The sequence below is a fragment of the Microbacterium sp. LRZ72 genome, assembly GCF_033792225.1.
In the GTDB taxonomy this organism is placed as follows: domain Bacteria; phylum Actinomycetota; class Actinomycetes; order Actinomycetales; family Microbacteriaceae; genus Microbacterium.
In genome coordinates, this window is record NZ_JANGEX010000008.1 from 50,442 (window position 1) to 73,309 (window position 22,868).

Sequence of the window (22,868 nt, forward strand, 5' to 3'; positions counted from 1 at the left end):
AATCGACCATGGCCAAGACGATCATCGGCATCGAGATCACCGAGCGCAGCGTTCGCGCCGTCGAGGTGACGACCGGCCGCGCGCCCAAGCTGATCGCGGCCGGCGACGTGCCGCTCCCGCCCGGTGCGGCGAAGGACTCCGAGGTGCTCGATCCGGATGCGGTCGCCGTCGCCGTGCGCCAGCTGTGGGGCCGTGCGGGCATCAAAGGGCGCCGGGTCGTGCTCGGCATCGGCAGCCGACGGCTGCTGGTGCGCGAGTATGCCGCGCCGGTCATGAAGCCCGAGCTGCTGCGCCAGGCGCTGCCCTTCCAAGTGCAGGACCTGCTGCCGGTGCCCGTCGCGCAGGCCGTGCTCGACTTCTACCCCGTGCAGACGTCGGGCGATCGCGTCCACGGCCTGCTGGTTGCGGCCGTCGCCGAGACGGTGGAGCAGCTGATCACCACCCTCGGCAAGGCGCGCCTGCACGTCGAGGTGGTCGACGTGGCGCCCTTCGGCCTGGCGCGGGTGGGCGGCCGGCTTGCGCCGCGCGACGAGACCGTGGCGATGGTGCACCTCGGCGAGCACACCAGCTACGTCGTCGTGGCGATCGCGGGCGTGCCGCGGTTCGTGCGCATCATCCCGGTCGACCTGCCCGTCGAGGGCGACCAGACCGCCGAGGCGCCGGCGGAGGCGCTCGAGCTCGCCGGCGTCGGGGCCGCCGGTGCGCCGGCGCCCCGCACGCTGCGCAGTCGGGCCGCCGGTCGCTGGTCGGCGCTCGAGCCCGCCTACGCCGACCTGGTCGAGCGCGTGCACAGCACGATCGGCTTCTACAACGACCGCGAAGGCGCCGCGCAGATCGGCTCGGTGTTCGTCAGCGGCGCGGCCGCGGCGGCGCCCGGCGTGCTCGACGCCCTCGCCGCGCAGCTGCCCGCGCCCGTGCGTCCGGTCGTGGCCGATGAGGTGGTGCGGCTCGGTCCCGGTGTCGCGCCCGAGCAGCTCACGGCGAACATGCTCCCCACCGTCGGGCTCACGCTGGGAGAGGGATCATGAACCCGGGCACGGCGACGGACCCCTCGACGAGCACCGCCGACGACGCGCACAAGGCCAAGGGCAAGGGCAAGGCGAAGCGCGTGCCGAAGCGCACGCCCAAGAACGCCGCCAAGACGTCTCCGGCGCGCGTCAACCTGATGCCGCCGGCCGAGACCGAACGTCGCGAACGCCTGCGCCTGGTGCGCGGCTGGGGGTGGGGACTGGTCGGCGCCTTGGCGCTCGTGCTCGTGCTCTCGGGTGGCGCCTTCGCGCTCACCTGGTCGGCCGAGCAGCGCCTGGCGGCCGCCCAGGCCCGGACCAACGATCTGCTGGCGCAGCTGGCGAGCCTGTCGGAGGTCAGCCAAGCTCTCTCCACTGAGACGGAGCTGACGGGCTTCCGTTCCGAGGCGATGTCGTACGACCTGGAGTGGCGGCCCGTGCTCGACTCGGTCACGACGGTGCTGCCGGCGGGCGTCGAGGTCGTCGGCTTCGTCCTGACCACCGGCGGCGCACCCGCCGCCGAATCCGCGGACACCACGCAGCCCGATCCGGCCGCGGAGGCCGCGAACGCCGGGCTCTCGGGCACGATCACCCTCGAGAGCGGCGCACCCGTCGACACCTCTCCCGCGGTGCGCTCCCTGCGCGCGGTGCCGGCCATCACCGAGGTCGACGTGCGCGAGCTCACCTCCGAAGACGGGGAGGGCGCGAGCGTGTACACGTACGTGCTCACCGCGACCTTCGATCAGAGCGTCTACAGCGGCGCCTACACCGAGGCGGAGGACCGATGAGCATCCAACGTCAGCTGATCAACGTGGGCGGGGGCATGATCGTCGCCGGCGCGCTCCTCGCCGGCATCCTCCTCATCGCCATGCCGCTGTTCCTGCAGTCGAACCGCACCGGCGACGAGGCCGACCGCGTCGCGCAGCAGAACTCGGTCTACGACGTGCAGGTGCAGGGGCTGCAGGCGCAGGCCGAGGATCTGCCCGCGATCCGTGCGCGCGTCGACGATCTGCGCGCGCAGATCCGCGAGCAGAACCGCCACGACGACGTCTTCGAGATCATCGCCGAGGCCGCCCGCAGCACCGGCGCGCGCGTCGTCAGCATCACGGCCGCGGATGCGGGGGAGTGGTCGCTGCGCACGTCGCAGACGGCAGACGGGGCGGCTCAGAGCTCGGCAGCGGATGCCGCGGCCCCGGCGCCGGCGACGCCCGAGGATGCGACGCCGGCGGATGAGACGGGGACCCCGCCCACCGACGGCGCGACACCGGGTTCCGCCGACGCCGATCCCGCCTCACCCCGCCAACAGATCCCGTTCGCGATCGCCGTCACGGCAGACGACCCGGCCCAGGCCGTGCGCTTCATCGACGAGCTCGGCCAGGGGCCGCGCCTGATCGCCATCGACAACGCCACCCTGAACCCGACCGGCGAGGGGTACGACCTGACGGTCAACGCCCTGTCGTTCGTCCGCGCCGCTGACTGAGGAGCCCCATGTTCCACGCACTCGACGAACTGCTGCACGCGGCGGCATCCGCCCGCGCCTCGGATGTGCACCTCACATCCGGGCACCCGCCCCTGCTGCGGGTCGACGGCGACCTGCAGGCCGTGCCCGGCCACCCCGAGGCGCTCACCGCGGCGTTCATGGAGTCCACCGTGCTCGGCATCATGTCGGCGTCGCAGCGCGAGGACTTCATCGCGCACGGCGAGGTCGACCTCTCCTACACCGCTGAGGGTCTGGGCCGGTTCCGCGTCAACGTGTTCCGCCAGCTCGGCGAGATGGCCGCCGCCCTGCGGTTCATCTCCACCACGGTCGCCTCGCTCGAGCAGCTGGGCGCCCCGGCGATCTGCCGCGACCTGGCGCTGCGCCCCCGCGGCCTGGTGCTCGTCACCGGTCCGACCGGGTCGGGCAAGTCGACCACGCTGACGGCGATGGTCGACATCATCAACTCGACCCTGCCGTCCCACATCATCACGGTCGAGGACCCGATCGAGTTCCAGCACTCGAGCAAGCGCTCGCTCGTGCACCAGCGCGAGATCGGCAGCGACACCGCATCCTTCGCCGAGGCGCTCCGGCGCATCCTGCGACAGGACCCCGACGTCATCCTCGTCGGCGAGCTGCGGGACCAGGAATCGATCCACACCGCGCTGTCGGCGGCTGAGACCGGGCACCTCGTGCTCTCGACGCTGCACACGCAGGGCGCCGCGAAGAGCATCAACCGCATCGTGGATGTCTTCCCCTCGCACCAGCAGGATCAGATCCGCACCCAGCTGGGCGATACGCTGCAGGGCATCATCAGCCAGTCGCTGCTGCCGTTGGCCCAGAGCACCGGTCGCACGATCGCCACCGAGGTGCTCGTGAACACGCCCGCCGTGGCGAACCTCATCCGTGAAGCGCAGGTGGCGCAGCTGTACACCGCGATGCAGGCGGGGTCGTCGCTGGGGATGCACACGCTCGACCAGGACCTGCGCCGCCTCGTCGAAGAGGGCAAGGTCTCGCAGCAGGTCGCCCGCACCTACGCCGTCGACCCGAGGAACCTCGACGACGTGCGGGTGCGCCCGCAGGATCTGGATGTCGACGCCTGGGCGATGCACGCCGGGGAGCGCCAGGCGGCCGCCGGATGGGGGCAGTGACATGCCCGTCGTGCAGGAGTACAGCTACCGCGCGGTGGACGGCGCCGGCGGCGCCGTGGTCAAGGGCACGATAGAGGCGTCCGGCGAGAACGCGGTCACGGCCAAGCTGCGCGCCCAGGGGCTCATGCCGCTCGAGGTCGTGCCGGTGTCGAAGACCGGACTCAGCCGCGACGTGTCGATCCCGGGTTTCGAGAAGCGCGTCAAGATCGCCACGCTCGCGGTGTTCGCGCAGCAGATGGCGGGGCTGATCAACGCCGGCCTGCCGCTGATGCGCACCCTGGCGATCCTCATCGAGCAGAGCGAGGACAAGACGCTGCAGAGCGCGCTGGTGCAGGTGCACGCCGACGTCGAGTCCGGTGCCTCCTTCTCGGCCGCGCTCGCCAAGCATCCGAAGATCTTCCCCCCGCTGCTGATCAGCCTCGTGCGGGTCGGCGAGACGGGCGGATTCCTCGGCCAGTCGCTCACCTCGATCGCCGACACCTACGCGCGCGAGGCCGAACTGCAGAACAAGATCCGCACGGCCACGACCTACCCGATGGTCGTGCTCGTCGTCGCGATCGTCGGCGTGCTGGCGATGGTGACGTTCGTCGTGCCCATCTTCGAGGGCATGTTCGCCGGCATCGGCTCGGCGCTGCCGCTGCCCACGCAGGTGCTCGTCATCCTGTCGAAGAACATGGTGTGGCTGCTGCCGCTGCTGATCATCGGCGGCATCGCCGGCTGGCTATGGTGGGTGCGCAATCGACGCACCGACCGCGTGCGGCGGCTGGTCGACCCGCTCACGTTGCGGATGCCGATCATCGGCCCGCTCGCGACCAAGATCGCCGTCGCGCGATTCACCCGAAACCTGTCGATGATGCTGCACGCGGGCGTGCCCCTCATCCAGGCCCTCGCGATCGTGTCGCAGGCCGCCAACAACTACGCCATCGAGCAGGCCGTCGACAGGATCCAGGAATCGGTGCGGCAGGGGCGCTCGTTCGCCGTGCCGCTGGCCAAGGCCGGGGTCTTCCCGACGATGGTGGCGCAGATGGTGTCGGTCGGGGAGGAATCGGGCACGCTCGCCGAGATGCTCTCGAGCATCGCCGACTTCTACGAGAACGAGGTCGAGACCGCCACCGACCAGCTGACCGCGACGATCGAACCGGTGCTGATCGTCGGCATCGGCATCATCATCGGCGGCATGGTCATCTCGCTCTATCTGCCGATCTTCAGCCTCTACGGCGAGATGGGCGCCGGCGGCTGACCGCCTGCGTTCCGGCGCTCACGTCGAGACGCGCAGCACCTCTTCGATCGTCGTCAGCCCCTCGGCGACCTTGCCCCAGCCGTCGTTGCGCAGCGAGATCATGCCCTCCGACAGCGCCTGCCGGCGGATCTCGGTGCCGCTGGCCCGCGTGACGACGAGCTGCTCGATGCTCTCCGACAGCGTCATCACCTCGTGCAGGGCGATGCGCCCGCGGTATCCGGTGTTCGAGCACGCGGGGCATCCGGCGGCGCGGAACAGCTGCGGCGGGTCCGCCGGGTCGTGCGGGAACCCCAGCGACTCGAGCACCTCGGTCGGCTCCGTCATCGGCTGGCGGCAGCGGTCGCAGAGCTTGCGGGCCAGACGCTGGGCGACCACCGCCGAGAGCGCCGTGGCCACCAGGAACGGCTCGCACCCGATCTCGGTCAGCCGCGTCACGGCGCTGGGCGCGTCGTTGGTGTGCAGGGTCGAGAGCACGAGGTGACCGGTCAGCGACGCCTCGATCGAGATCACGGCGGTCTCGTGGTCGCGGATCTCACCGACGAGCACGACGTCGGGGTCGCTGCGCAGGATCGAGCGCAGCGCCGCGCCGAAGGTCATGCCGGCGCGGTTGTTGACCTGCACCTGGTTGATTCCCTGCATCCGGTATTCGACGGGGTCCTCGACCGTGATGACGTTCACGCGCGGATCGGCCACTTCGCGCAGCGCGGTGTAGAGGGTGGTGGACTTGCCCGAGCCGGTCGGGCCCGTCACGAGCACCATGCCGTGCGGGCGGGTGATCGAGTCGCGGAAGCGGTCGAGGTTGCCCTGCGCCATCCGCAGGTCGTCGAGCGAGAGCCGCTGGGCGCTGTTGTCGAGGATGCGCATGACGATCTTCTCGCCCCACACCGTCGGCAGCGTCGCCACGCGCAGGTCGATCTGTCGCCCGTCGTGGTGCACCGACAGGCGCCCGTCCTGAGGGCGCCGCCGTTCGGCGATGTCGATGGCCGACATGATCTTGAGGCGCGAGATGATGCCGTCCTGGATGCCGCGGTCGGCCCGCTGCATCTCGTGCAGCACGCCGTCGATGCGGAACCGCACCGTCAGCTCGTGCTCGCCGGGCTCGACGTGGATGTCGCTGGCCCGGTCGTTGATCGCCTGCGCGATCAGCAGGTTGACGAAGCGCACCACCGGGGCGTCGGCATCCTGTTCGTCGAGGGACTCGGTGAAGGTCACCCCGGGTGCGGCGATCGTCTCGCCGATCTGCTCCGAGAGGTCGCTCAGCTCTTCGTCCGAGCGCAGGTACCGGTCGAACACCTGCTGCAGCGCGTCGGCGGCGACGACGACGGGGTCGATGCGCAGATCGGTGAGGCTTGCGACGTCGTCGAGGGCGATGATGTCGCTGGGGTCGAGCATCGCGACGGTGAGGCGGTTCGCGATCTTCTCGATGGGGATCACCCGGTAGCGCCGGCAGAGCTGGCCGGGCACGAGGGCCACGACGGCCGGGTCGAGGGTGGCGTCCTGCAGGTCGACGAGCCGATGCCCGGTGTGCAGGGCGACGGCCTCGGCCAGCTGCAGCTCGGTGATCACGCCGCGCGAGACGAGGGCGCGCTCGAGCTCGGCCGATTCGCCGTACTCGGCCAGCGCGAGCGACATGTCGTCGGCCCGCACAGCGCCCGTGAGCACCAGCGTCTGGGCGATTCCACGCATGACGTCCCTCCCTCGGCTCATCCTATCCGCGCCTCTCCACGACGACGCCTCCGGCGGGTGTCAAGACCGAGCACGTGTGCGGCGACGGGCATAGCCTGGAGCGCATGGCGCAGACACCGGCATCCGGCACGCCCATCCAGCGCGCGATCGCGTGGGCACTGGCACGCAAGCCCGTGCGGGCATTCCTGTTGTATTCCGAGCAGCGCGGTCCCATGCTCGCCGACAGCATCACGTACCGGATGCTGTTCGCCGTCTTCGCCGCGGTGCTGCTGGGCTTCTCGATCGCGGCGCTCTGGCTCGAGGGCAACCCCGAGGCCTGGCAGGCCCTGATCAGCGCCGTCGACGCGGCGATCCCCGGCCTCGTCGGCGAGGACAACCTGATCGACCCCTCCTCGATCGCGGCGCCGACGGGCCTGTCGATCACCGGTATCGCCTCGTCCCTCGGCCTGATCGGCGCGTCGATCGGGTCGGTCAGTCAGGTGCGCGCGGCGCTGCGCTCGCTCGCCGACCTGCCCAACCGCGACATCTTCGTCGTGTGGGCGCTGCTGCGTAACCTCGCCCTGGCGGTGGGCGTGGGTGTGGCGCTTCTGCTCGCGGCGGCGGCGACGTTCTTCGGCTCGGCGTTGATCGACGTGGTGCGTTCGTGGGTCGGTCTGCCCGACGGCGGCCCTACGGTGACGGCGGGCACGTGGCTGTTCTCGGCGGCGGTCGTCTTCATGCTGGATGCCGCGATCATCGCCACCATGTTCGTCGTGCTCTCGGGGGTCAAGGCGTCCAGACATGCCCTCTGGCCGGGCGTGCTGCTCGGCGCCTTCGGGCTGACCGTGCTGCAGCAGCTGTCGGGCCTTTTCGTCGGCGGTGCGCGCTCCAACCCGCTGCTGGCGTCGTTCGCCGCGCTCATCGCGCTGCTGCTGTGGTTCAACCTGTCGAGCCAGGTCGTGCTGATCTCTGCCGCCTACATCCTGACCGGCGTTGAGGAGGATCAGGACCGGGTGCGCGCGCGCTACGGTGCATCGACCTTCGCGCAGCGCCGCGTGCGCCGGGCCGAGCGCGCGGTGCGGCTGGACAGCGAGGAGCTGCGCCGGGCGCGGGAGGACGAAGAGGCCGAGCGCGAGAAGGCCGCGGAGGCCGAGCGAGAGAAGGCCGCGGAGGACGCATCCGACGACGACGGCGGATCGTCCGAGCGCTCGCCCGCACGCGAGGGAGCGAAGGCATGAGCGCGACGCCCGGCACACCCGCATCCACCCCCGCCTACACCGCCGCGGCAGTGCGGCGGGCCGAGCAGCCGCTGCTCGAGGCCGGCGAGCCGCTCATGGCCCGGGCCGCGGCGGCCATCGCGCAGATCGCGCGGGAGCTGGTGCCCGACGGGCGCGGGCCCGTGCTGGTGCTCGCCGGACGCGGCAACAACGGCGGCGACGCGCTGTTCGCCGCGGCCACCCTCGCGGAGGCCGGCTACGCGGTCGACGTGCTGCTGACCTCCGACGGCGCCCACAGCGCGGCGCTGGGGGCGGCACGCCGGGCGGGCGTCGTCTGCTGCGGTCTCGACGACGTGCGCGAAGCGGCATCCGACTACCGGCTCGTGATCGACGGCATCCTCGGCATCGGCACCTCCAGCGACCCGGCGCTGCGCGGAATCGCCCGCGCGACCGTCGCCGCACTGGCGCCCGAGCTCGACCGCAACGAGAATCTGCGCGTTCTCGCCGTCGACCTGCCGAGCGGTCTGCACCCCGACGACGGCACGGCCGACGGCACCGTGCTGCCCGCTGACGTCACCGTGACCATGGGCGCCGTCAAAGCCGGGCTCGTGCGGGGCCGTGGGCCGGAGTTCACCGGGCAGATCGTGCTGGTCGACTTAGGGCTCACGCCCGCGCTCGAGCGCCTGCGCCCCGAGGTCGAGACCACCGCGCCCGTGCGGCTGCTGACGATCGACGCCCCGCCGGATCAGCGGGCGTAGCGCGCGACGAAGTTGGCCAGCACCCGTCCCGTGTGCACGACGGGCTTCCGGCGCGCCGCGGCGAGCGTGTACTCGAGCTTGTCGGCGGCGAAGTAGCCGAACCGCGCATACGCGTGGATGCGGGTCGTGATCCCCGCGAGATCGAGTTCGGGGTGGAACTGCGTGGCGTACACATTGCGCCCGATCCGGAAGGCCTGCACGGGGCACCCGGGCGAGCTCGCCAGCAGAACCGCGTGCTCCGGCAGCTCGCGCACCGCCTCCTTGTGGCCGACGAAGGCGGAGAAGTCCCGGGGGATGCCGGCGAACACCGGGTCGGCCGCACCCGCGTCGGTGAGGGTGACCGGCGCCACGCCGATCGGCTCGCCGAACGTGCGGTCGACGATGGCGCCCTGGTGCACGCCGACCGTGCCGATCCCGTAGCAGGCTCCGAGCAGGGGGAAGTCGCGGGCGACGACCTCGTCGAGCAGGCGCGAGATCTCGCCCTCGACCCGCCGCTGCACCGCCGCCTTCGTCTCGGTCGGGTCCGAGGCGTTGAACGGGCCGCCGCCGATGATGATCCCCGAATACGCGTCGAGATCGAGCGGAGGCATGGGCGCGGATTCGAGCCGCACGCGCACGAGGTCTCGTTCGTCGAGGCCGCTGAACCGGCGGAAGAGGGCATACTCTTCGTCGGCCGGCACGTCTTCGGCGCGGGTGGCGAGCAGAAGGAACGGTTTCACAACACCCAGCCTGCCGCAGCGATAGGCTCGCGGTGAGGAGGAAGAACATGGCTATTGCACGTCTGTCGGGCGGCCCCCTGGACGGTCAGGTGGTTCCGCTCGAGGATCCGTCGCAGGATTCGCTCATCCTCGCCTACACCGAGGGCCAGGTCGTCTACGACCGGCAGGGCGAGCCTCAGCACACCGGCGAGCACGACGGGCCCACCGAGGTGCGCTTCGTGTTCGTCGAGTCGACCCAAGAGATCGGCCAGAGTGACGAGTGAGCCCACGCGCACCATCGAGGTCGAGCGCAAGTACGACGTCGACGATGACACGCCTCTCGTCGATCTCGTGCGGATGCCGGGAGTCGCCGCGGTCGGCGAGCCCGAGCTGCGCGAGCTCGATGCCGTCTATCTCGACACCTCGGCGCTGACGCTCGCCTCGGCGCGTGTGGCCGTGCGTCGCCGGTCCGGCGGGCCCGACGAGGGCTGGCACGTCAAGTTCAGTGCTGCGGACGGCCGGCACGAGTACGGCTGGCCGCTCGGCGACGAGGCGCTGCCGGCGGTGCTCGATCAGCTCGCGGTGCCCGAACCGGTGCGCGAGGCCGTGTCGCAGTGGTGCGCCGATGAGGCGCTGTCTCCACTGGCCCGCGTGCGCAACACCCGCCGCGCGTACGCGCTGACCGGCGCCGACGGTGCGCTGGTCGCCGAACTGGTCGACGACCGGGTGACGGCATCCGATGTGCGCGGCGGCAGCACGACCTCGTGGCGCGAGTGGGAGGTCGAGCTCGGCCCCGCGGCTCCCGGCGACCCCGCCGGTCGGGAGGCGTTCTTCGCCGCCGTGGATGCCGCGGTCGCCGCGGTCGGCGGACGCCCCGCGTCGTCGGAGTCGAAGCTGCAGCGCGCCCTCGGCCGCTGACCAGCCCGGGGCGAGGACTTTCGCGCGGCGGGAGGACGATCGGCGCACGAGGATCCTCCTGCCGCGCTGAAGTCCTCGTGCGCGTGCGGTGCTGTCAGGCGCGGCGTTTCGTCTCGCTGCGCTCGCTCAACCCTGAGCCGCAAAGGACGCAACGCGCGCTGTGCGCGCACTGCGTCCTTCCGGCTCAGAGATTGATCATGTGGCCCGCGAGGCCGTGGAAGCCCTCCTGCAGCGACTCCGACAGCGTCGGGTGCGTGTGCACGTTGCGCGCCAGCTCGAGCGCGGTCAGGTCCCACTTCTGCGCCAGCGTCATCTCGGGCAGAAGCTCCGAGACGTCCGGGCCGATCATGTGGGCGCCCAGCAGCTCGAGGTGCTCGGCATCCGCGATGATCTTCACGAACCCGACCGGCTCGCCCAGGCCGTGCGACTTGCCGTTGGCCATGAACGGGAAGGTCGCGACCTTGACCTCGTGCCCCTCGTCCTTGGCCTGCTGCTCCGTGAGCCCGAACGACGCCACCTGCGGCGAGCAGAACGTCGCGCGGGGCATCATCCGGTAGTCGCCGAGCGGCATCGTCTCGGCCTTGCCGATGGTCTCGGCCGCGACCACGCCCTGCGCCTCGGCCACGTGGGCCAGCTGCAGCTTGGCGGTCACGTCGCCGATCGCGTAGATGTGCGGCACGTTCGTGCGCATGTAGTCGTCGATGCCGATCGCGCCACGTTCGGTCACCTCGACACCGGTCTTGTCGAGGCCGAACCCCTCGATGCGCGGCGCGAAGCCGATCGACATGAGCACCTTGTCGGCCTCGATCGTCGACGCGTTGCCATCCTTGCCGGTGTACGAGACGGTGACCTTGTCGCCGCTGTCCTCCACCTTCTCGACCTTGGTCGAGGTGAGGATGTCGATGCCGTAGTTGCGGTACTGCTTCTGGATCTCTTTCGAGACATCCGGGTCCTCATTCGGCAGCGCACGATCGAGGAACTCGATGATCGTCACCTTCACGCCATAGTTCGACATGACGTAGGCGAATTCCATGCCGATGGCGCCGGCACCCACGATGACGATCGAGTCGGGCAGCTCGCGCGAGAGGATCTGCTCCTCATACGTCACGACGTTCTCGCTGAGGGTGACGCCGGGAAGCAGCCGCACGGTGGCGCCGGTGGCGATGATCGCGTTGTCGAACGTGACGGTCTCGCTGCCGCCGTCGCTCTTCGCGACCTCGATGGTGTGGTCGTCGGTGAACGTGCCCCGGCCGTCGTACTCCGTGATCTTGTTCTTCTTCATCAGGTAGTGGATGCCCTTGACGCGCCCCTCGGCGACGTCGCGGCTGCGGTCGAACGCGCTGCCGTAGTCGAAGCTGACATCGCCCGACATGCCGAACATCTCGGCCTTGTGGGTGAAGATGTGGGCCAGCTCGGCGTTGCGCAGGAGCGCCTTGGAGGGGATGCAGCCGACGTTCAGGCACACCCCGCCCCAGTACTTCGCTTCAATGACGGCGGTGGACAGTCCGAGCTGGGCGCTGCGGACCGCCGCGACATACCCGCCAGGGCCGGCTCCGAGGATGACGACATCGTAGTGAGGCATGCCTCCAGCCTAGCGTCCGGTGCGCGGTCGGCGCGGGGCGCGGCAGCGTCGAGAAACCACCGTTCGCGCGAGACCGCCGGCATCGCGGTGGGTTTCGCGCGAACGGTGGTTTCCGGGCTCGAAGGCCGGCCGTCTCAGTCCTGCGGGCGGCGGCGGCGCAGCAGCGCGATCACGGCGACGACGATCGCTCCTGCGACGGCCGCGCCCCCGACGGCCACGAGGATCCAGATCAGGACGTCCGGCGACCCTGCGTCGCTCTCGTCCGCCGGCGCCGGAGCCGGAGCGGGCTCGGACTCCTCGCCCACCGAGAAGGCGAATTCCCCTGAGATCGGGTGCCCATCGCTCGAGACCACGCGCCAGGTCACGGTGTAAGTGCCGATCTCGTCGGCGTCGATCGCCTGGATCACTCCGTTGTCGACCGTCTCGGGCGCGTCGGCCTGCACCTCGGCCCCGGTGGGATCGATCACGCGCACCTGCGTGCCGCCCTCCTCGGTCAGCGGCTCGGCGCTGAAGCGCAGGTCGACCGCCTCGGGGGCCTGCTCCAGGACGGCGCCGTCCTCGGGATCGGTGCCGATGAGCTCGTCGTGGGCGGATGCCGCCATCGGCATCGCCGTCAGCGTCACGGCGAGAAGCCCGCCGGCGACGAGGGCGGGCAGGCGGCGACGTGAGGCGGGGGACGGCATCCTTCGACCCTACCCAGCCGGGGGACGGTGGGGGAGGGACCTCGAAATCATGCTCTCTGGCAGGCACCCGCATCGGCTACGCTGGTGGGCCAAGGAGGACGACGTGGCAGAGCAGCAAGACCCCGGCGCCGCCGGCCTCCGCCGCGGGGCGGACGCCGAGCGCCCACCGACCGATACGACCCAGACGTTCGGGCATGACTCGGACCTGTCGTTCGTGCCGTTCGGAGCCGATCTGAACCAGCCCGAGCTCGACGCGATCCAGGCGCTGCCCTCGGGGGCGGCGCTCATGCTCGTTCGCTCCGGCCCGACCGCCGGGGCCCGCTACCTGCTCGACACGGACGTGTCGACGATCGGTCGCCACCCCGAGGCGGACATCTTCTTCGACGACGTGACGGTCTCGCGCCGTCATGCCGAAGTCGCGCGCTCCGGTGCGAGCTTCGAGATCGTCGACCGGCGGTCGCTCAACGGCACCTACGTCAACGGTGAGCGTGTGGATCGCGCCTCCCTCGACAACGGCGCCGAAGTGCGGATCGGCAAGTTCCGCCTGACCTTCTTCGTCTCACCCGTCGACCTGCCCGCGGCGGCGACGGGCTGATGCCGGCCGCATCATCCCGGGCAGCGCACGCCACCGAAGGTCTTCTGAGCATCGGTCAGGTGCTCGCGCGCCTGACCCCGGAGTTCCCCGCACTCACGACCTCCAAGCTCCGCTTTCTCGAGGTGCAGGGCATCGTCGCCCCGACGCGCACGGCCTCCGGCTACCGCAAGTTCTCGAACGCCGACGTCGAGCGGCTGCGCCTGGCTCTCCAGCTGCAGCGCGACCACTACCTGCCGCTGCACGTCATCCGCGACTACCTGGCCGACCGCGACGTCGACAGTGACACCCCGCATCCGGCGCAGCAGCCGCCGCCGTCCATCCATCCGCAGGGCCGGCGCTACAGCCGCGACGAGCTGCTGCGGGCCGCCGGGGCGCGACCCCAGCTGCTGAACGAGGCCGTCTCGACCGGCGTCCTGCCCGCCGCGGACTCCTACCCGGAACAGTGCGTCTCACTGCTCAGCGCGATCGCCGCCCTCGACAAGCACGGCATCGAACCCCGTCACATCCGGGCCCTCCGGCAGAGTGCGGAGCGTGACGTCGCGCTGGTCGAGCAGGCACTCGCGCCGCTGCTGCACCGGGCCGACGCTCCTTCGCGGGCCCGGGCGAGCGAAACGGGTCCCGAGTTGGCTCGTCGCCTGGACGAGGTGCGCGCCCACTTCGTGCGCGCGGCCCTCGGCCGGCTCCTGCCATGACCTCGGTGTCACCCGCGGCGTGTCGCGGCGGATGTCGTTGCCCGCGACCACGGGGTGGCCTAGCGTTGTCCCTGACCGATCCGGGCAAGGCGAGGAGGACGCGATGAACGCGGATGAACTCGCCGACGAGCCCCGTTTCGTCTCGGAGCTGCTGTTCACCGACGGCCTGCCCGGCATGGACGACGACACCGGCTACCGCGGTGCGGTCGCGGCGCGGGCCGCGGGCATCACCTACCGTCAGCTCGACTACTGGGCACGCACCGAGCTGGTGCAGCCGACCGTCCGCGGGGCCAGCGGCTCGGGCTCGCAGCGGCTCTACGGCTTCCGCGACATCCTCGTGCTCAAGCTCGTCAAGCGCCTGCTCGACACCGGAATCTCACTGCAGCAGATCCGCACGGCGGTCGAACAGCTGCGGGCCGCCGGCATCCGCGACCTGGCCGGTACGACTCTCATGAGCGACGGCGCCTCGGTCTACCTCTGCACCTCGAACGACGAGGTCATCGACCTGGTCAGCCGCGGACAGGGCGTGTTCGGCATCGCCGTCGGCAAGGTGCTGCGCGAGGTCGAGACGACGCTGGTCGAGTTCGACCCGCAGGCGCCCGAGGCGATGGACGAGCTCGCCGCACGCCGGGCCAAGCGCACCGCCTGACGCGTTTCGGCTCGCTCCCGCTCGCTCGACGGCCGTGGGTCGGGGCGTTTCGGCTCGCTCCGCTCGCTCAACGACCGTGGGCCGGGGCGTTTCGGCTCGCTCCCGCTCGCTCAACGACCGCGTGAGGAGACGAAACGCGCGCGCAGCGCGCCGCGATCAGGCTCCCGGAACGGGGATGCGGCCGGTTCGCACCACGCGGTCCAGCAGGGCGTCGAAGTCGGCGGCGAGTTCCTGCGCCGAATCGCCGGGCCAGATGTGCAGCGGCTTGGCCGCGCCCTGGGCCTGCTGCAGCGAGGTGCGCTCGGGCAGCTGGGGCGAGAGCACCAGGGGGCCGAACATGTCGCGCAGCTCTTTGATGCGGAATTGGTGCTCGATCGACTGCGGACGCACCCTGTTCACGACGATGCCGAGCGGCTGCAGACGCGGCGAGAGCCCGCGGCGGATCTCCTCGATCGCACGCAGGGCGCGGTCGGCGGCGGCGACCGAGAACAGACCGGGCTCGGTCACGACGATGACGCGGTCGCTGGCGGCCCACGCCGTGCGCGTGAGCGCGTTCAGTGACGGGGCGCAGTCGACCAGCACCAGGTCGTAGTCGGCCTCGATGGTGGCCAGGGCCTCCTCGAGCTTCCAGACGTCGCGCACCGAGGGGTGCGGGCCGTCGAAGTTGATGGCCGACGGGCTGCCGATCAGCACGTCGATCGTGCCGGGATGCACCTTGGACCATCCGCTGGACGAGATGGCCTGTCGCACCACCTTCTCCTTGGGATTGGCCAGAACGTCGGCGACGTTGAGACGCCCCGCGACCTGGATGTCCATCCCGGTGGAGACATCGGACTGCGGGTCGAGGTCGACGACGAGTGTCCGGACACCGCGGGCGAACGCGGCCGAAGCCAACCCCAGTGTCACGGTCGTCTTGCCGACCCCACCCTTGAGTGAGCTGACGCTGAGTACGTGCACGGTCCCTAACGTTACCTTCCTCTAGGCTTGGCTTCACATTCTGCCCCGACGCGACGATGCTGTGAGGTCTCATGTTCCGGAAAATCCTGGTCGCGAACCGAGGCGAGATCGCGATCCGCGCATTTCGCGCAGCGTATGAGCTCGGGGCGAGGACCGTTGCGGTCTACCCGCACGAGGATCGCTTCTCGCTCCACCGGCTGAAGGCCGACGAGTCCTACGAGATCGGCGAGCGCGGGCATCCCGTCCGCGCCTACCTCGACGTCGACGCGATCATCACGGCGGCGCGCGAATGCGGGGCCGATGCGATCTATCCGGGCTACGGCTTCCTCTCTGAGAACCCCGATCTGGCGGCCCGCGCCGCGGAGCACGGCATCACCTTCATCGGCCCGCCCGCCCGCGTGCTCGAGATGGCCGGCAACAAGGTCACGGCGAAGAACCACGCCATCGCTGCGGGCGTGCCCGTGCTCGCCTCGACCGAGGCATCGGACGACGTCGACGCGCTCATCGCGCAGGCCGACGAGATCGGGTTCCCGATCTTCGCCAAGGCTGTCGCCGGCGGGGGCGGCCGCGGCATGCGGCGGGTCGAGACGAAGGACGAGCTGGCGCCCGCACTCGCCGAAGCGATGCGCGAGGCCGAGAGCGCCTTCGGCGACGCACGCATGTTCCTCGAGCAGGCGGTCGTGCGGCCGCGCCACATCGAGGTGCAGATCCTCGCCGACACCGACGGCCACACCGTGCACCTGTTCGAGCGCGACTGCTCGGTGCAGCGGCGACACCAGAAGGTCGTCGAGATCGCCCCGGCGCCGAACCTCGACGACGAGCTGCGCGCTCGCCTGCATCGGGATGCCGTCGCCTTCGCCGAGTCGATCGGGTACCAGAACGCCGGCACCGTGGAGTTCCTCGTCGACACGGCGGGCGAGCGCGCCGGTCAGCACGTCTTCATCGAGATGAACCCGCGCATCCAGGTGGAGCACACCGTCACGGAGGAGATCACCGACGTCGATCTCGTCCAGTCCCAGATGCGGATCGCGGCCGGCGAGTCGCTGGCCGACCTGCGGCTGGAGCAGCACGACATCCACCAGCACGGCGCGGCGCTGCAGTGCCGCATCACGACGGAGGACCCCGCCCAGGGCTTCCGCCCCGACACCGGCAAGATCACCACGTACCGTTCCCCGGGCGGCTCCGGCATCCGTCTCGACGGTGGCACGACGGCCGCGGGATCGCAGATCAGCCCTCACTTCGACTCGATGCTCTCGAAGCTCACCTGCCGCGGCCGTGACTTTCCCGCCGCGGTGGCACGCGCCCGGCGCGCGCTGGCCGAGTTCCGCATCCGCGGCGTGTCGACGAACATCCCGTTCCTGCAGGCCGTGCTCGACGACCCCTCGTTCGTCGCCGGCGACATCGCCACCTCGTTCATCGACGAGCGTCCCTGGCTGGTCCGCGGTAGGGAGTCCAAGGACCGCGGCTCGAAGCTGCTCAACTGGCTCGTCGACGTCACCGTGAACAAGCCCAACGGGGAGAACCCGCTCTCGATCGATCCGGCCGCCAAGCTGCCCGCGCTCGACCTTTCCACGGAGCCTTCCTCGGGGCATCGCCGGCTGCTGCTCGACGAGGGGCCGGCGGCGTTCGCCCGCGCCCTGCGTGAGCAGACGGCTCTCGCCGTGACCGACACGACGTTCCGCGATGCCCACCAGTCGCTCCTCGCCACCCGCGTGCGCACGAAGGATCTGGTGGCGGCCGCGCCGTATGCGGCTCGGATGACGCCCCAGCTGCTCTCGGTCGAGGCGTGGGGCGGCGCGACCTACGACGTCGCCCTGCGGTTCCTGGGCGAGGATCCGTGGGAACGGCTGGCCCGACTGCGCGAGGCGCTGCCGAACATCCCGATCCAGATGCTGCTGCGCGGGCGCAACACGGTCGGCTACACGCCCTACCCCACACAGGTGACCGACGCGTTCATCCGCGAAGCCGCCGACACCGGCATCGACATCTTCCGCATCTTCGACGCGCTCAACGACGTCTCGCAGATGCGGCCGGCGATCGACGCGGTGCTCGCGACGGGAACCACGGTGGCGGAGGTGGCGCTCTGCTACACCGGCGACCTTCTGAACCCCGACGAGGATCTGTACACGCTCGACTACTACCTGCGGCTGGCCGACGCGATGGTCGAGGCCGGTGCCCACGTGCTGGCGATCAAGGACATGGCGGGCCTGCTGCGTCCGGCCGCCGCGGCCACGCTCGTCAGCGCGCTCCGTGAGCGGTTCGACGTGCCCGTGCACGTCCACACGCACGACACCGCGGGGGGCCAGCTCGCGACGCTGCTCGCGGCGAGTGCGGCGGGCGCGGATGCCGTGGATGCCGCATCCGCTCCGATGGCGGGCACCACCAGCCAGCCCTCGCTGTCGGCGCTCGTCGCCGCCCTCGCACACACCGAACGCGACACGGGCATCGATCTCGCCGCCGTCGCCGACCTGGAGCCGTACTGGGAAGCCGTGCGGGGCATCTATGCGCCGTTCGAATCCGGGCTGCGCGGGCCGACCGGTCGCGTCTACCGGCACGAGATCCCGGGTGGCCAGCTCTCGAACCTGCGCCAGCAGGCCATCGCGCTCGGACTGGCCGACGACTTCGAACTGATCGAGGACATGTACGCGGCTGCGAACGCGATCCTCGGCCGCATCCCGAAGGTGACGCCATCGTCGAAGGTGGTCGGCGACCTCGCCCTGCACCTGGCGGCGGCGAAGGCCGACCCCGCCGATTTCGAAGCGAACCCGCACAAGTACGACATCCCCGACTCGGTCGTGGCGTTCATGCGCGGCGAGCTCGGCGACCTGCCCGGCGGCTGGCCCGAGCCCTTCCGCTCGGCCGTTCTCGCCGGGCGCAGCCCGAAGGTCGAGACCGAGCCGCTCGGCGAGGCCGATGCCGCCGCCCTCGAGGGCTCGTCGGACGATCGCCGTCGCGCGCTGAACCATCTGCTCTTCCCGGCGCCGACGGCCCAGTTCGAGCAGGTGCGCGAGACGTTCGGCGACGTGTCGCTGCTCGACACGTCCGACTACCTGTACGGACTCACGCAGGGCGAGGAGCACGTCGTCGAGATCGAGCGGGGCGTGCGGCTCTACGTCGGCCTCGAGGCGATCGGCGAGCCCGATGAGAAGGGCATCCGCACGGCGATGACCACCCTCAACGGCCAGCTGCGGCCCGTCTTCGTGCGCGACCGGAGCATCGACGTCGACGTGCGCCAGGCCGAACGCGCCGACACATCGAAGCCGGGTCAGGTCGCGGCTCCCTTCTCGGGGGTCGTCACGCTGAAGGCGGCTGTCGGCGACACGGTGACGGCCGGGCAGCCCGTGGCCTCCATCGAGGCGATGAAGATGGAGGCGGCCATCACGGCGCCCGTCGACGGCGTGGTCGAGCGTCTTGCGATCAGTGCGACACAGCAGGTGGAGGCGGGGGACCTTTTGGTCGTGGTGAGTCCCGCGCATTAATGTTGTGCAGTCCCGCAGGTGCTCTGCCCCTGCCTTCCCGACAAGTTCGGAGCACGAGTGAACACGCACGGTAGCGACCCGCACGCCGAAGATCCTCTGGATCACGGGGTGCTCGACGAGGCCCCCGGTGTCGACACCGCGGGCATCGGCATCCTGGGGTCGACGGGCGCGCACGTGCGCATCTCGCTGCCTGCCGATGCCTCGGACGAGGATCTCGTCGACGACGACGAGATCCTCGAACCCGACGTGCCCGCGAGCCGCCCGGCGTCGGTAGCGGATGCGGGGGACCCCGACGAGTCGTCCGTCGCCGCGCCCGAGACCCAGCCCGAGCCGGTGAGCGAGCAGGAGTCCGCCGGGGAAGCGGTGCGCGCAACCGAGCCCGACCCGGTCGCCGGAGCGGCCCCGGCCCGCGAACCCGCGGCGGCCTCCGCATCTGCCCCGGAGTCGACAGTGCCGGCGACTCCGCCACGGGCGCCCGAGACCGCAGCGTCCGAGACCGCAGCGTCCGAGACCGCAGCGCCCGCCACCGCAGCGCCCGCCGCCGCCGCGCCCCCCGTGCGCCGGGCCCCGGCGCCCGCCGCCGCCGCGCCGACGGCATCCGTGGTTCCGACCTCGCGGCGCATCGCGCAGCTCACTCAGGGCGCAGAGCGCGAGACGCCCGACCTGCTCACCCCCGACCGTCTGCTCGACCCGCACCACATCGTGCGCCCCGAGCCCGAGGGCCTCTGGCGGCATCTGGTGTACAGCGCCACGCGCGGGCGGATCAACCTGGGCGACTCGGCCCGCGCACGGGCCCGCAAGGACCTCGACCGTCGTATCTCCGCCCCGATGCCCGGGGGAGGGGCGCGTTTCGTCGCGGTCCTCTCGCGCAAGGGCGGTGTCGGCAAGACGACGGTGACGACCCTGCTCGGCATGGCTCTCGCCGACGCCCGCGACGATCGCGTCGTCGCGGTCGACGCCAACCCCGATCGGGGCACGCTGGCCGAGCGCATCACACGACGCAGCGGCAAGACGGTGCGCGACCTGGTGCGCGAGAGCGAGGGCCTGCGCGGCTACAACGATGTCTCGGCAATCGTGGCGCGCGACGAGACGAGGCTCGACGTGCTCGCCTCCGACACCGACCCCCACGTCTCGCTCGCGTTCGACGACAACGAGTATCGTGCGGTCGCACGCGTGGCCGCGCACTACTATTCCGTCGTGCTCACCGACAGCGGCACCGGCATCGTCCACTCCGTGATGGGGGCGACGCTCGACCTGTCGGATCAGCTCGTGCTCGTCACGGGGCTGAGCATCGACGAGGCGCGGCTGGCCTCCGAGACGCTCACGTGGCTCGAGTCGAACGGCCATGAGGAGCGTGCCCGCAACGCGCTCGTGGTGCTCAACATGTCCTCTCCCGGCTCGCCGATGGTGCGCCAGGACGAGGTCGAGGCCCACTTCCGCTCGCGGGTGCGCGACGTCGTGCGCATCCCGTACGACCCACAGCTGGCCACGGGTGGCGCAATCGTCTTCCGCGAGCTGCGGCCCGCGACGCGCGAGGCAGCGCGCGAACTCGCCGTGCGGGTCATCGACGGGCTGCGCGAGCACGCGCCGGTGGGGTGACGGCATGGCGATCCGCGACATCCGCCTCTTCGGCGACCCCGTTCTGAAGTCCCGCAGCGTCGAGATCGTCGACATCGACGACGCGGTGCGCGCCCTGGTGCGCGACCTGCTCGACACGGTCGAGCCCGCCGGCCGCGCGGGAGTGGCGGCTCCGCAGATCGGCGTCGGCCTGCGCGCTTTCAGCTACAACATCGACGGTGACATCGGCTACGTGCTCAATCCGCGCCTGGTCGAGGTGCGCGGCGAGGTGGAACCGGTCGACGAGGGGTGCCTGTCGGTCCCCGGCCTCTGGCATCCCGCGCTTCGTCATCCGTGGGCGCGCGTCGAGGGCATCGACCTGGAGGGCGAGCCCGTCGTTCTTGAAGGCGAGGGGCTGCTCGCCCAGGCGCTGCAGCACGAGTGCGACCACCTCGATGGCACCCTGTATCTGGATCGGCTCGATCCAGAGCGCCGCCGGCTCGCGATGCGCGAGGTGCGCGAGAGCGACTGGTTCTAGCCGCCCGCGGTCGTTTCGTCTCGCTGCGCTCGCTCAACGACCGGGTGGTCGCTCCTAAGACAGCGCCACGTTCGTCGTGTTGACCGGCTCGCTGTAGATCGCGTCGATCTCGTCTGAGAAGTCCGCCATGATGACGCTGCGCTTGATCGACATCTTGGGCGTCAGGTGCCCGGATCCCTCGGTCCATTCGACGGGCAGGATGCGGAACTTGCGCACCGATTCCGCTCGCGAGACGTGCGCATTGGCCTCGTCGATCGCCCGCTGCACCTCGGCGCGCACGGCCGGGTGGCTGGATGCCTCCTCGAGAGACATGTCGCCCGAGAGGTCGTTGTTGGCCAGCCATGTGGGCAGCATCTCGGGATCGAGCGTCACGAGCGCGGCGATGAAGGGCTTCTGGTCGCCCACGACGACGACCTGGCCGACGATCGGGTTCGATCGGATCGGGTCTTCCAGGCTCGCGGGCGAGACGTTCTTGCCGCCCGCCGTGACGATCAGCTCCTTCTTGCGTCCCGTGATCGTCAGGTATCCGTCGTCGTCGAACGAGCCGACGTCACCGGTCTTGAACCAGCCGTCGTCGAACGCCTCCGCGGTCGCCTCGGGGTTGCGCCAGTACTCCTTGAAGACGTTGACGCCCCGCACCTCGATCTCGCCGTCCTCGGCCAGCCGGATGCCGACGCCCGGAAGCGGCGGACCGACCGTGCCGATCTTCGACGCCGAGGCGAGGTTGACGGATGCCGGCGCCGTCGTCTCGGTGAGACCGTATCCCTCGAGGATCACGACCCCCAGGCTGTGGAAGAAGTGCCCGAGGCGCGCGCCGAGCGGAGCGGAGCCCGACACCGCGTAGCGCACGTTGCCGCCCATCGCCGTGCGGAGCTTGCTGTAGACGAGCTTGTCGAAGAGCCGGAACTTCAGCCGCATCCCGAGCGGGACGCGCTTGCCCTCCTGCTGCAGGCGCGAGTGCTCGACGGCGACGTGCGCGGCGGCGCGGAAGATCTTGCCCTTGCCGCCGGCCTCGGCCTTCTGCTCGGCCGAGTTGTACACCTTCTCGAACACGCGCGGCACGGCGAGCAGGAACGTCGGCTTGAAGGAGCCCAGCGCGGGCAGCAGCTGCTTCGTGTCGGGCTGGTGCCCGGTCTTCACACCGGCGTGCACGTCGAGGATCGAGATGAAGCGCGCGAACACGTGCGCCGTCGTGATGAAGAGCAGGGTCGAGGCGCCGGGTGCTTCGACGACCTCGGAGATCGCCTTGGCCGCGTTGCGGGAGAGCTCGACGAAGTTGGCGTGGGTGAGCACGCATCCCTTGGGCCGTCCCGTGGATCCCGAGGTGTAGATGAGCGTCGCGATGTCGGCGGCCTTGGCGATGCGGCGGCGGCGGTCGATCTCGGCGTCGGGGACGTCGGCGCCGGCTGCGGTGAGGGTCGCCAGGGCGTCGCGGTCGAGCTGCCAGACGTCGTGGACGAGCGGAAGCTCGCCCCGCACCTCGTCGAGACGCTCGGCATGCTCGGCGGTCTCGATGATGCAGGCGGTGGCGCCCGAGTCCTGCAGGATCCACTCGATCTGCCCCGGAGAGCTGGTCTCGTAGACCGGCACCATGACCGCGCCGGCGTAGAACAGCGCGAAGTCGACCAAGGTCCACTCGTAGGTCGTGCGGGCGAGGAATCCCACTTTGTCGCCGGGCTCGATCCCGGCGGCGACGAAGCCCTTGGCGAGCGCGATCACCTGCCGGTGGAACTCCCTGGCGGTGATGTCGCGCCAGCCGCCCCCGTCGGGCACGGCGAAGAGCGCTCGATCGGGCGTCGCAGCGACGCGATCCTCGAGCAGGTCGGTGACATTGGCGTCCGGGTCGGCGGTGACGATGGCGGGAACGTCGAACTGGTCGGCACTCATGGCGGTAACTCCTTCGGTACCGATGGGCGGTGTGCTCGAAGTCTACCGGTCGTGGTACTCGGTCTCATCGGCGCAACGCGGGCGGTGCGCCGCCACCGCACGTGGCTAGACTTCTGCG

The 22,868-nt window shown here is 70.7% G+C and carries 21 protein-coding genes; 15 read left to right on the forward strand and 6 right to left on the reverse strand.

Going from position 1 to position 22,868, the window contains the following annotated elements:
- Positions 1-8 precede the first annotated feature (8 nt).
- From pilM to M4I32_RS10065, 5 genes are read left to right on the forward strand one after another with little or no spacing between them, the layout of a single operon-like run.
- Positions 9-1,028 (forward strand): pilus assembly protein PilM, encoded by a 1,020-nt coding sequence (pilM, locus tag M4I32_RS10045; RefSeq protein ID WP_319034357.1) that lies wholly within the window; start codon positions 9-11, stop codon positions 1,026-1,028.
- The gene (locus M4I32_RS10050) at positions 1,025-1,795 is read left to right on the forward strand and encodes a hypothetical protein (RefSeq protein ID WP_319034358.1); all 771 of its coding nucleotides are present in this window, start codon (positions 1,025-1,027) and stop codon (positions 1,793-1,795) included. Before pilM ends, M4I32_RS10050 begins: the two co-directional genes overlap by 4 nt.
- Positions 1,792-2,487, forward strand: coding sequence for a hypothetical protein (locus tag M4I32_RS10055; protein WP_319034359.1), 696 nt, complete (start codon positions 1,792-1,794; stop codon positions 2,485-2,487). Before M4I32_RS10050 ends, M4I32_RS10055 begins: the two co-directional genes overlap by 4 nt.
- An 8-nt stretch (positions 2,488-2,495) precedes the next feature.
- Positions 2,496-3,635: a type IV pilus twitching motility protein PilT gene (locus M4I32_RS10060; protein WP_319034360.1), complete on the forward strand. Its 1,140-nt coding sequence runs from the start codon at positions 2,496-2,498 to the stop codon at positions 3,633-3,635.
- A gap of 1 nt (position 3,636) precedes the next feature.
- The gene (locus M4I32_RS10065; RefSeq protein WP_319034361.1) at positions 3,637-4,875 is read left to right on the forward strand and encodes a type II secretion system F family protein; all 1,239 of its coding nucleotides are present in this window, start codon (positions 3,637-3,639) and stop codon (positions 4,873-4,875) included.
- An 18-nt stretch (positions 4,876-4,893) separates the two neighbouring features.
- Here M4I32_RS10065 and M4I32_RS10070 read toward each other — a convergent pair whose 3' ends face one another.
- Positions 4,894-6,561 carry a GspE/PulE family protein gene (locus tag M4I32_RS10070; protein WP_319034362.1) on the reverse strand — a complete coding sequence of 556 codons (1,668 nt, stop codon included), beginning with the start codon at positions 6,559-6,561 and terminating at the stop codon, positions 4,894-4,896.
- 104 nt (positions 6,562-6,665) lie between these two features.
- Here M4I32_RS10070 and M4I32_RS10075 point away from each other — a divergent pair, with 104 nt between their 5' ends.
- Positions 6,666-7,778, forward strand: a complete 1,113-nt coding sequence (locus M4I32_RS10075) for a YihY/virulence factor BrkB family protein (RefSeq protein ID WP_319034363.1) — start codon at positions 6,666-6,668, stop codon at positions 7,776-7,778.
- The gene (locus M4I32_RS10080; protein ID WP_319034364.1) at positions 7,775-8,515 is read left to right on the forward strand and encodes an NAD(P)H-hydrate epimerase; all 741 of its coding nucleotides are present in this window, start codon (positions 7,775-7,777) and stop codon (positions 8,513-8,515) included. Before M4I32_RS10075 ends, M4I32_RS10080 begins: the two co-directional genes overlap by 4 nt.
- Here M4I32_RS10080 and M4I32_RS10085 read toward each other — a convergent pair.
- Positions 8,503-9,234 (reverse strand): glutamine amidotransferase, encoded by a 732-nt coding sequence (locus M4I32_RS10085; RefSeq protein WP_319034365.1) that lies wholly within the window; start codon positions 9,232-9,234, stop codon positions 8,503-8,505. The genes M4I32_RS10080 and M4I32_RS10085 overlap by 13 nt on opposite strands.
- A gap of 47 nt (positions 9,235-9,281) precedes the next feature.
- Here M4I32_RS10085 and M4I32_RS10090 point away from each other — a divergent pair, with 47 nt between their 5' ends.
- On the forward strand, positions 9,282-9,497 hold the full coding sequence (locus M4I32_RS10090; protein ID WP_319034366.1) for a response regulator: 216 nt from the start codon (positions 9,282-9,284) through the stop codon (positions 9,495-9,497).
- On the forward strand, positions 9,487-10,131 hold the full coding sequence (locus tag M4I32_RS10095) for a CYTH domain-containing protein (protein ID WP_319034367.1): 645 nt from the start codon (positions 9,487-9,489) through the stop codon (positions 10,129-10,131). The genes M4I32_RS10090 and M4I32_RS10095 overlap by 11 nt, the downstream gene beginning before the upstream one ends.
- Positions 10,132-10,315: 184 nt before the next feature.
- Here M4I32_RS10095 and lpdA read toward each other — a convergent pair whose 3' ends face one another.
- Complete coding sequence (gene lpdA / locus M4I32_RS10100; protein WP_319034368.1) at positions 10,316-11,713, reverse strand: dihydrolipoyl dehydrogenase; 1,398 nt, start codon at positions 11,711-11,713, stop codon at positions 10,316-10,318.
- Positions 11,714-11,847: 134 nt separating this feature from the next.
- Positions 11,848-12,396 carry a copper resistance protein CopC gene (locus M4I32_RS10105; protein ID WP_319034369.1) on the reverse strand — a complete coding sequence of 183 codons (549 nt, stop codon included), beginning with the start codon at positions 12,394-12,396 and terminating at the stop codon, positions 11,848-11,850.
- Positions 12,397-12,499: 103 nt separating this feature from the next.
- Here M4I32_RS10105 and M4I32_RS10110 point away from each other — a divergent pair, with 103 nt between their 5' ends.
- The 3 genes from M4I32_RS10110 (at position 12,500) to M4I32_RS10120 (ending at position 14,332) form a co-directional block, all read left to right on the forward strand.
- Entirely contained in the window at positions 12,500-12,991 is a 492-nt protein-coding gene (locus M4I32_RS10110; RefSeq protein WP_319034370.1) for an FHA domain-containing protein, read from the forward strand.
- The gene (locus M4I32_RS10115; RefSeq protein WP_319034371.1) at positions 12,991-13,683 is read left to right on the forward strand and encodes a MerR family transcriptional regulator; all 693 of its coding nucleotides are present in this window, start codon (positions 12,991-12,993) and stop codon (positions 13,681-13,683) included. Before M4I32_RS10110 ends, M4I32_RS10115 begins: the two co-directional genes overlap by 1 nt.
- 103 nt (positions 13,684-13,786) lie before the next feature.
- Positions 13,787-14,332, forward strand: coding sequence for a MerR family transcriptional regulator (locus M4I32_RS10120; protein WP_319034372.1), 546 nt, complete (start codon positions 13,787-13,789; stop codon positions 14,330-14,332).
- 156 nt (positions 14,333-14,488) lie between these two features.
- Here the strand turns inward: M4I32_RS10120 and M4I32_RS10125 are convergent, their stop codons facing one another.
- On the reverse strand, positions 14,489-15,289 hold the full coding sequence (locus M4I32_RS10125) for a ParA family protein (protein WP_319034373.1): 801 nt from the start codon (positions 15,287-15,289) through the stop codon (positions 14,489-14,491).
- Positions 15,290-15,360: 71 nt separating this feature from the next.
- On the opposite strand from M4I32_RS10125, the gene M4I32_RS10130 reads away from it, so the two are divergent.
- From M4I32_RS10130 to def, 3 genes are read left to right on the forward strand one after another with little or no spacing between them, the layout of a single operon-like run.
- Positions 15,361-18,768: a pyruvate carboxylase gene (locus tag M4I32_RS10130; protein ID WP_319034374.1), complete on the forward strand. Its 3,408-nt coding sequence runs from the start codon at positions 15,361-15,363 to the stop codon at positions 18,766-18,768.
- 57 nt (positions 18,769-18,825) lie between these two features.
- Entirely contained in the window at positions 18,826-20,367 is a 1,542-nt protein-coding gene (locus M4I32_RS10135; protein ID WP_319034375.1) for a MinD/ParA family protein, read from the forward strand.
- Between the two features lie 4 nt (positions 20,368-20,371).
- Complete coding sequence (gene def / locus M4I32_RS10140) at positions 20,372-20,863, forward strand: peptide deformylase (protein WP_319034376.1); 492 nt, start codon at positions 20,372-20,374, stop codon at positions 20,861-20,863.
- A 54-nt stretch (positions 20,864-20,917) separates the two neighbouring features.
- On the opposite strand, the gene M4I32_RS10145 is transcribed toward def, so the two are convergent.
- Positions 20,918-22,750, reverse strand: coding sequence for an AMP-dependent synthetase/ligase (locus M4I32_RS10145; protein WP_319034377.1), 1,833 nt, complete (start codon positions 22,748-22,750; stop codon positions 20,918-20,920).
- Positions 22,751-22,868: the final 118 nt, after the last annotated feature.

Bases quoted from the DNA above. Each gene is read 5' to 3' on its own strand.
- pilM (WP_319034357.1), top strand. From the start codon at position 9: ATGGCCAAGACGATCATCGGCATCGAGATCACCGAGCGCAGCGTTCGC.
- M4I32_RS10050 (WP_319034358.1), top strand. From the start codon at position 1,025: ATGAACCCGGGCACGGCGACGGACCCCTCGACGAGCACCGCCGACGAC.
- M4I32_RS10055 (WP_319034359.1), top strand. From the start codon at position 1,792: ATGAGCATCCAACGTCAGCTGATCAACGTGGGCGGGGGCATGATCGTC.
- M4I32_RS10060 (WP_319034360.1), top strand. From the start codon at position 2,496: ATGTTCCACGCACTCGACGAACTGCTGCACGCGGCGGCATCCGCCCGC.
- M4I32_RS10065 (WP_319034361.1), top strand. From the start codon at position 3,637: ATGCCCGTCGTGCAGGAGTACAGCTACCGCGCGGTGGACGGCGCCGGC.
- M4I32_RS10070 (WP_319034362.1), bottom strand. From the start codon at position 6,561: ATGCGTGGAATCGCCCAGACGCTGGTGCTCACGGGCGCTGTGCGGGCC.
- M4I32_RS10075 (WP_319034363.1), top strand. From the start codon at position 6,666: ATGGCGCAGACACCGGCATCCGGCACGCCCATCCAGCGCGCGATCGCG.
- M4I32_RS10080 (WP_319034364.1), top strand. From the start codon at position 7,775: ATGAGCGCGACGCCCGGCACACCCGCATCCACCCCCGCCTACACCGCC.
- M4I32_RS10090 (WP_319034366.1), top strand. From the start codon at position 9,282: ATGGCTATTGCACGTCTGTCGGGCGGCCCCCTGGACGGTCAGGTGGTT.
- lpdA (WP_319034368.1), bottom strand. From the start codon at position 11,713: ATGCCTCACTACGATGTCGTCATCCTCGGAGCCGGCCCTGGCGGGTAT.
- M4I32_RS10105 (WP_319034369.1), bottom strand. From the start codon at position 12,396: ATGCCGTCCCCCGCCTCACGTCGCCGCCTGCCCGCCCTCGTCGCCGGC.
- M4I32_RS10115 (WP_319034371.1), top strand. From the start codon at position 12,991: ATGCCGGCCGCATCATCCCGGGCAGCGCACGCCACCGAAGGTCTTCTG.
- M4I32_RS10120 (WP_319034372.1), top strand. From the start codon at position 13,787: ATGAACGCGGATGAACTCGCCGACGAGCCCCGTTTCGTCTCGGAGCTG.
- M4I32_RS10130 (WP_319034374.1), top strand. From the start codon at position 15,361: ATGTTCCGGAAAATCCTGGTCGCGAACCGAGGCGAGATCGCGATCCGC.
- def (WP_319034376.1), top strand. From the start codon at position 20,372: ATGGCGATCCGCGACATCCGCCTCTTCGGCGACCCCGTTCTGAAGTCC.
- M4I32_RS10145 (WP_319034377.1), bottom strand. From the start codon at position 22,750: ATGAGTGCCGACCAGTTCGACGTTCCCGCCATCGTCACCGCCGACCCG.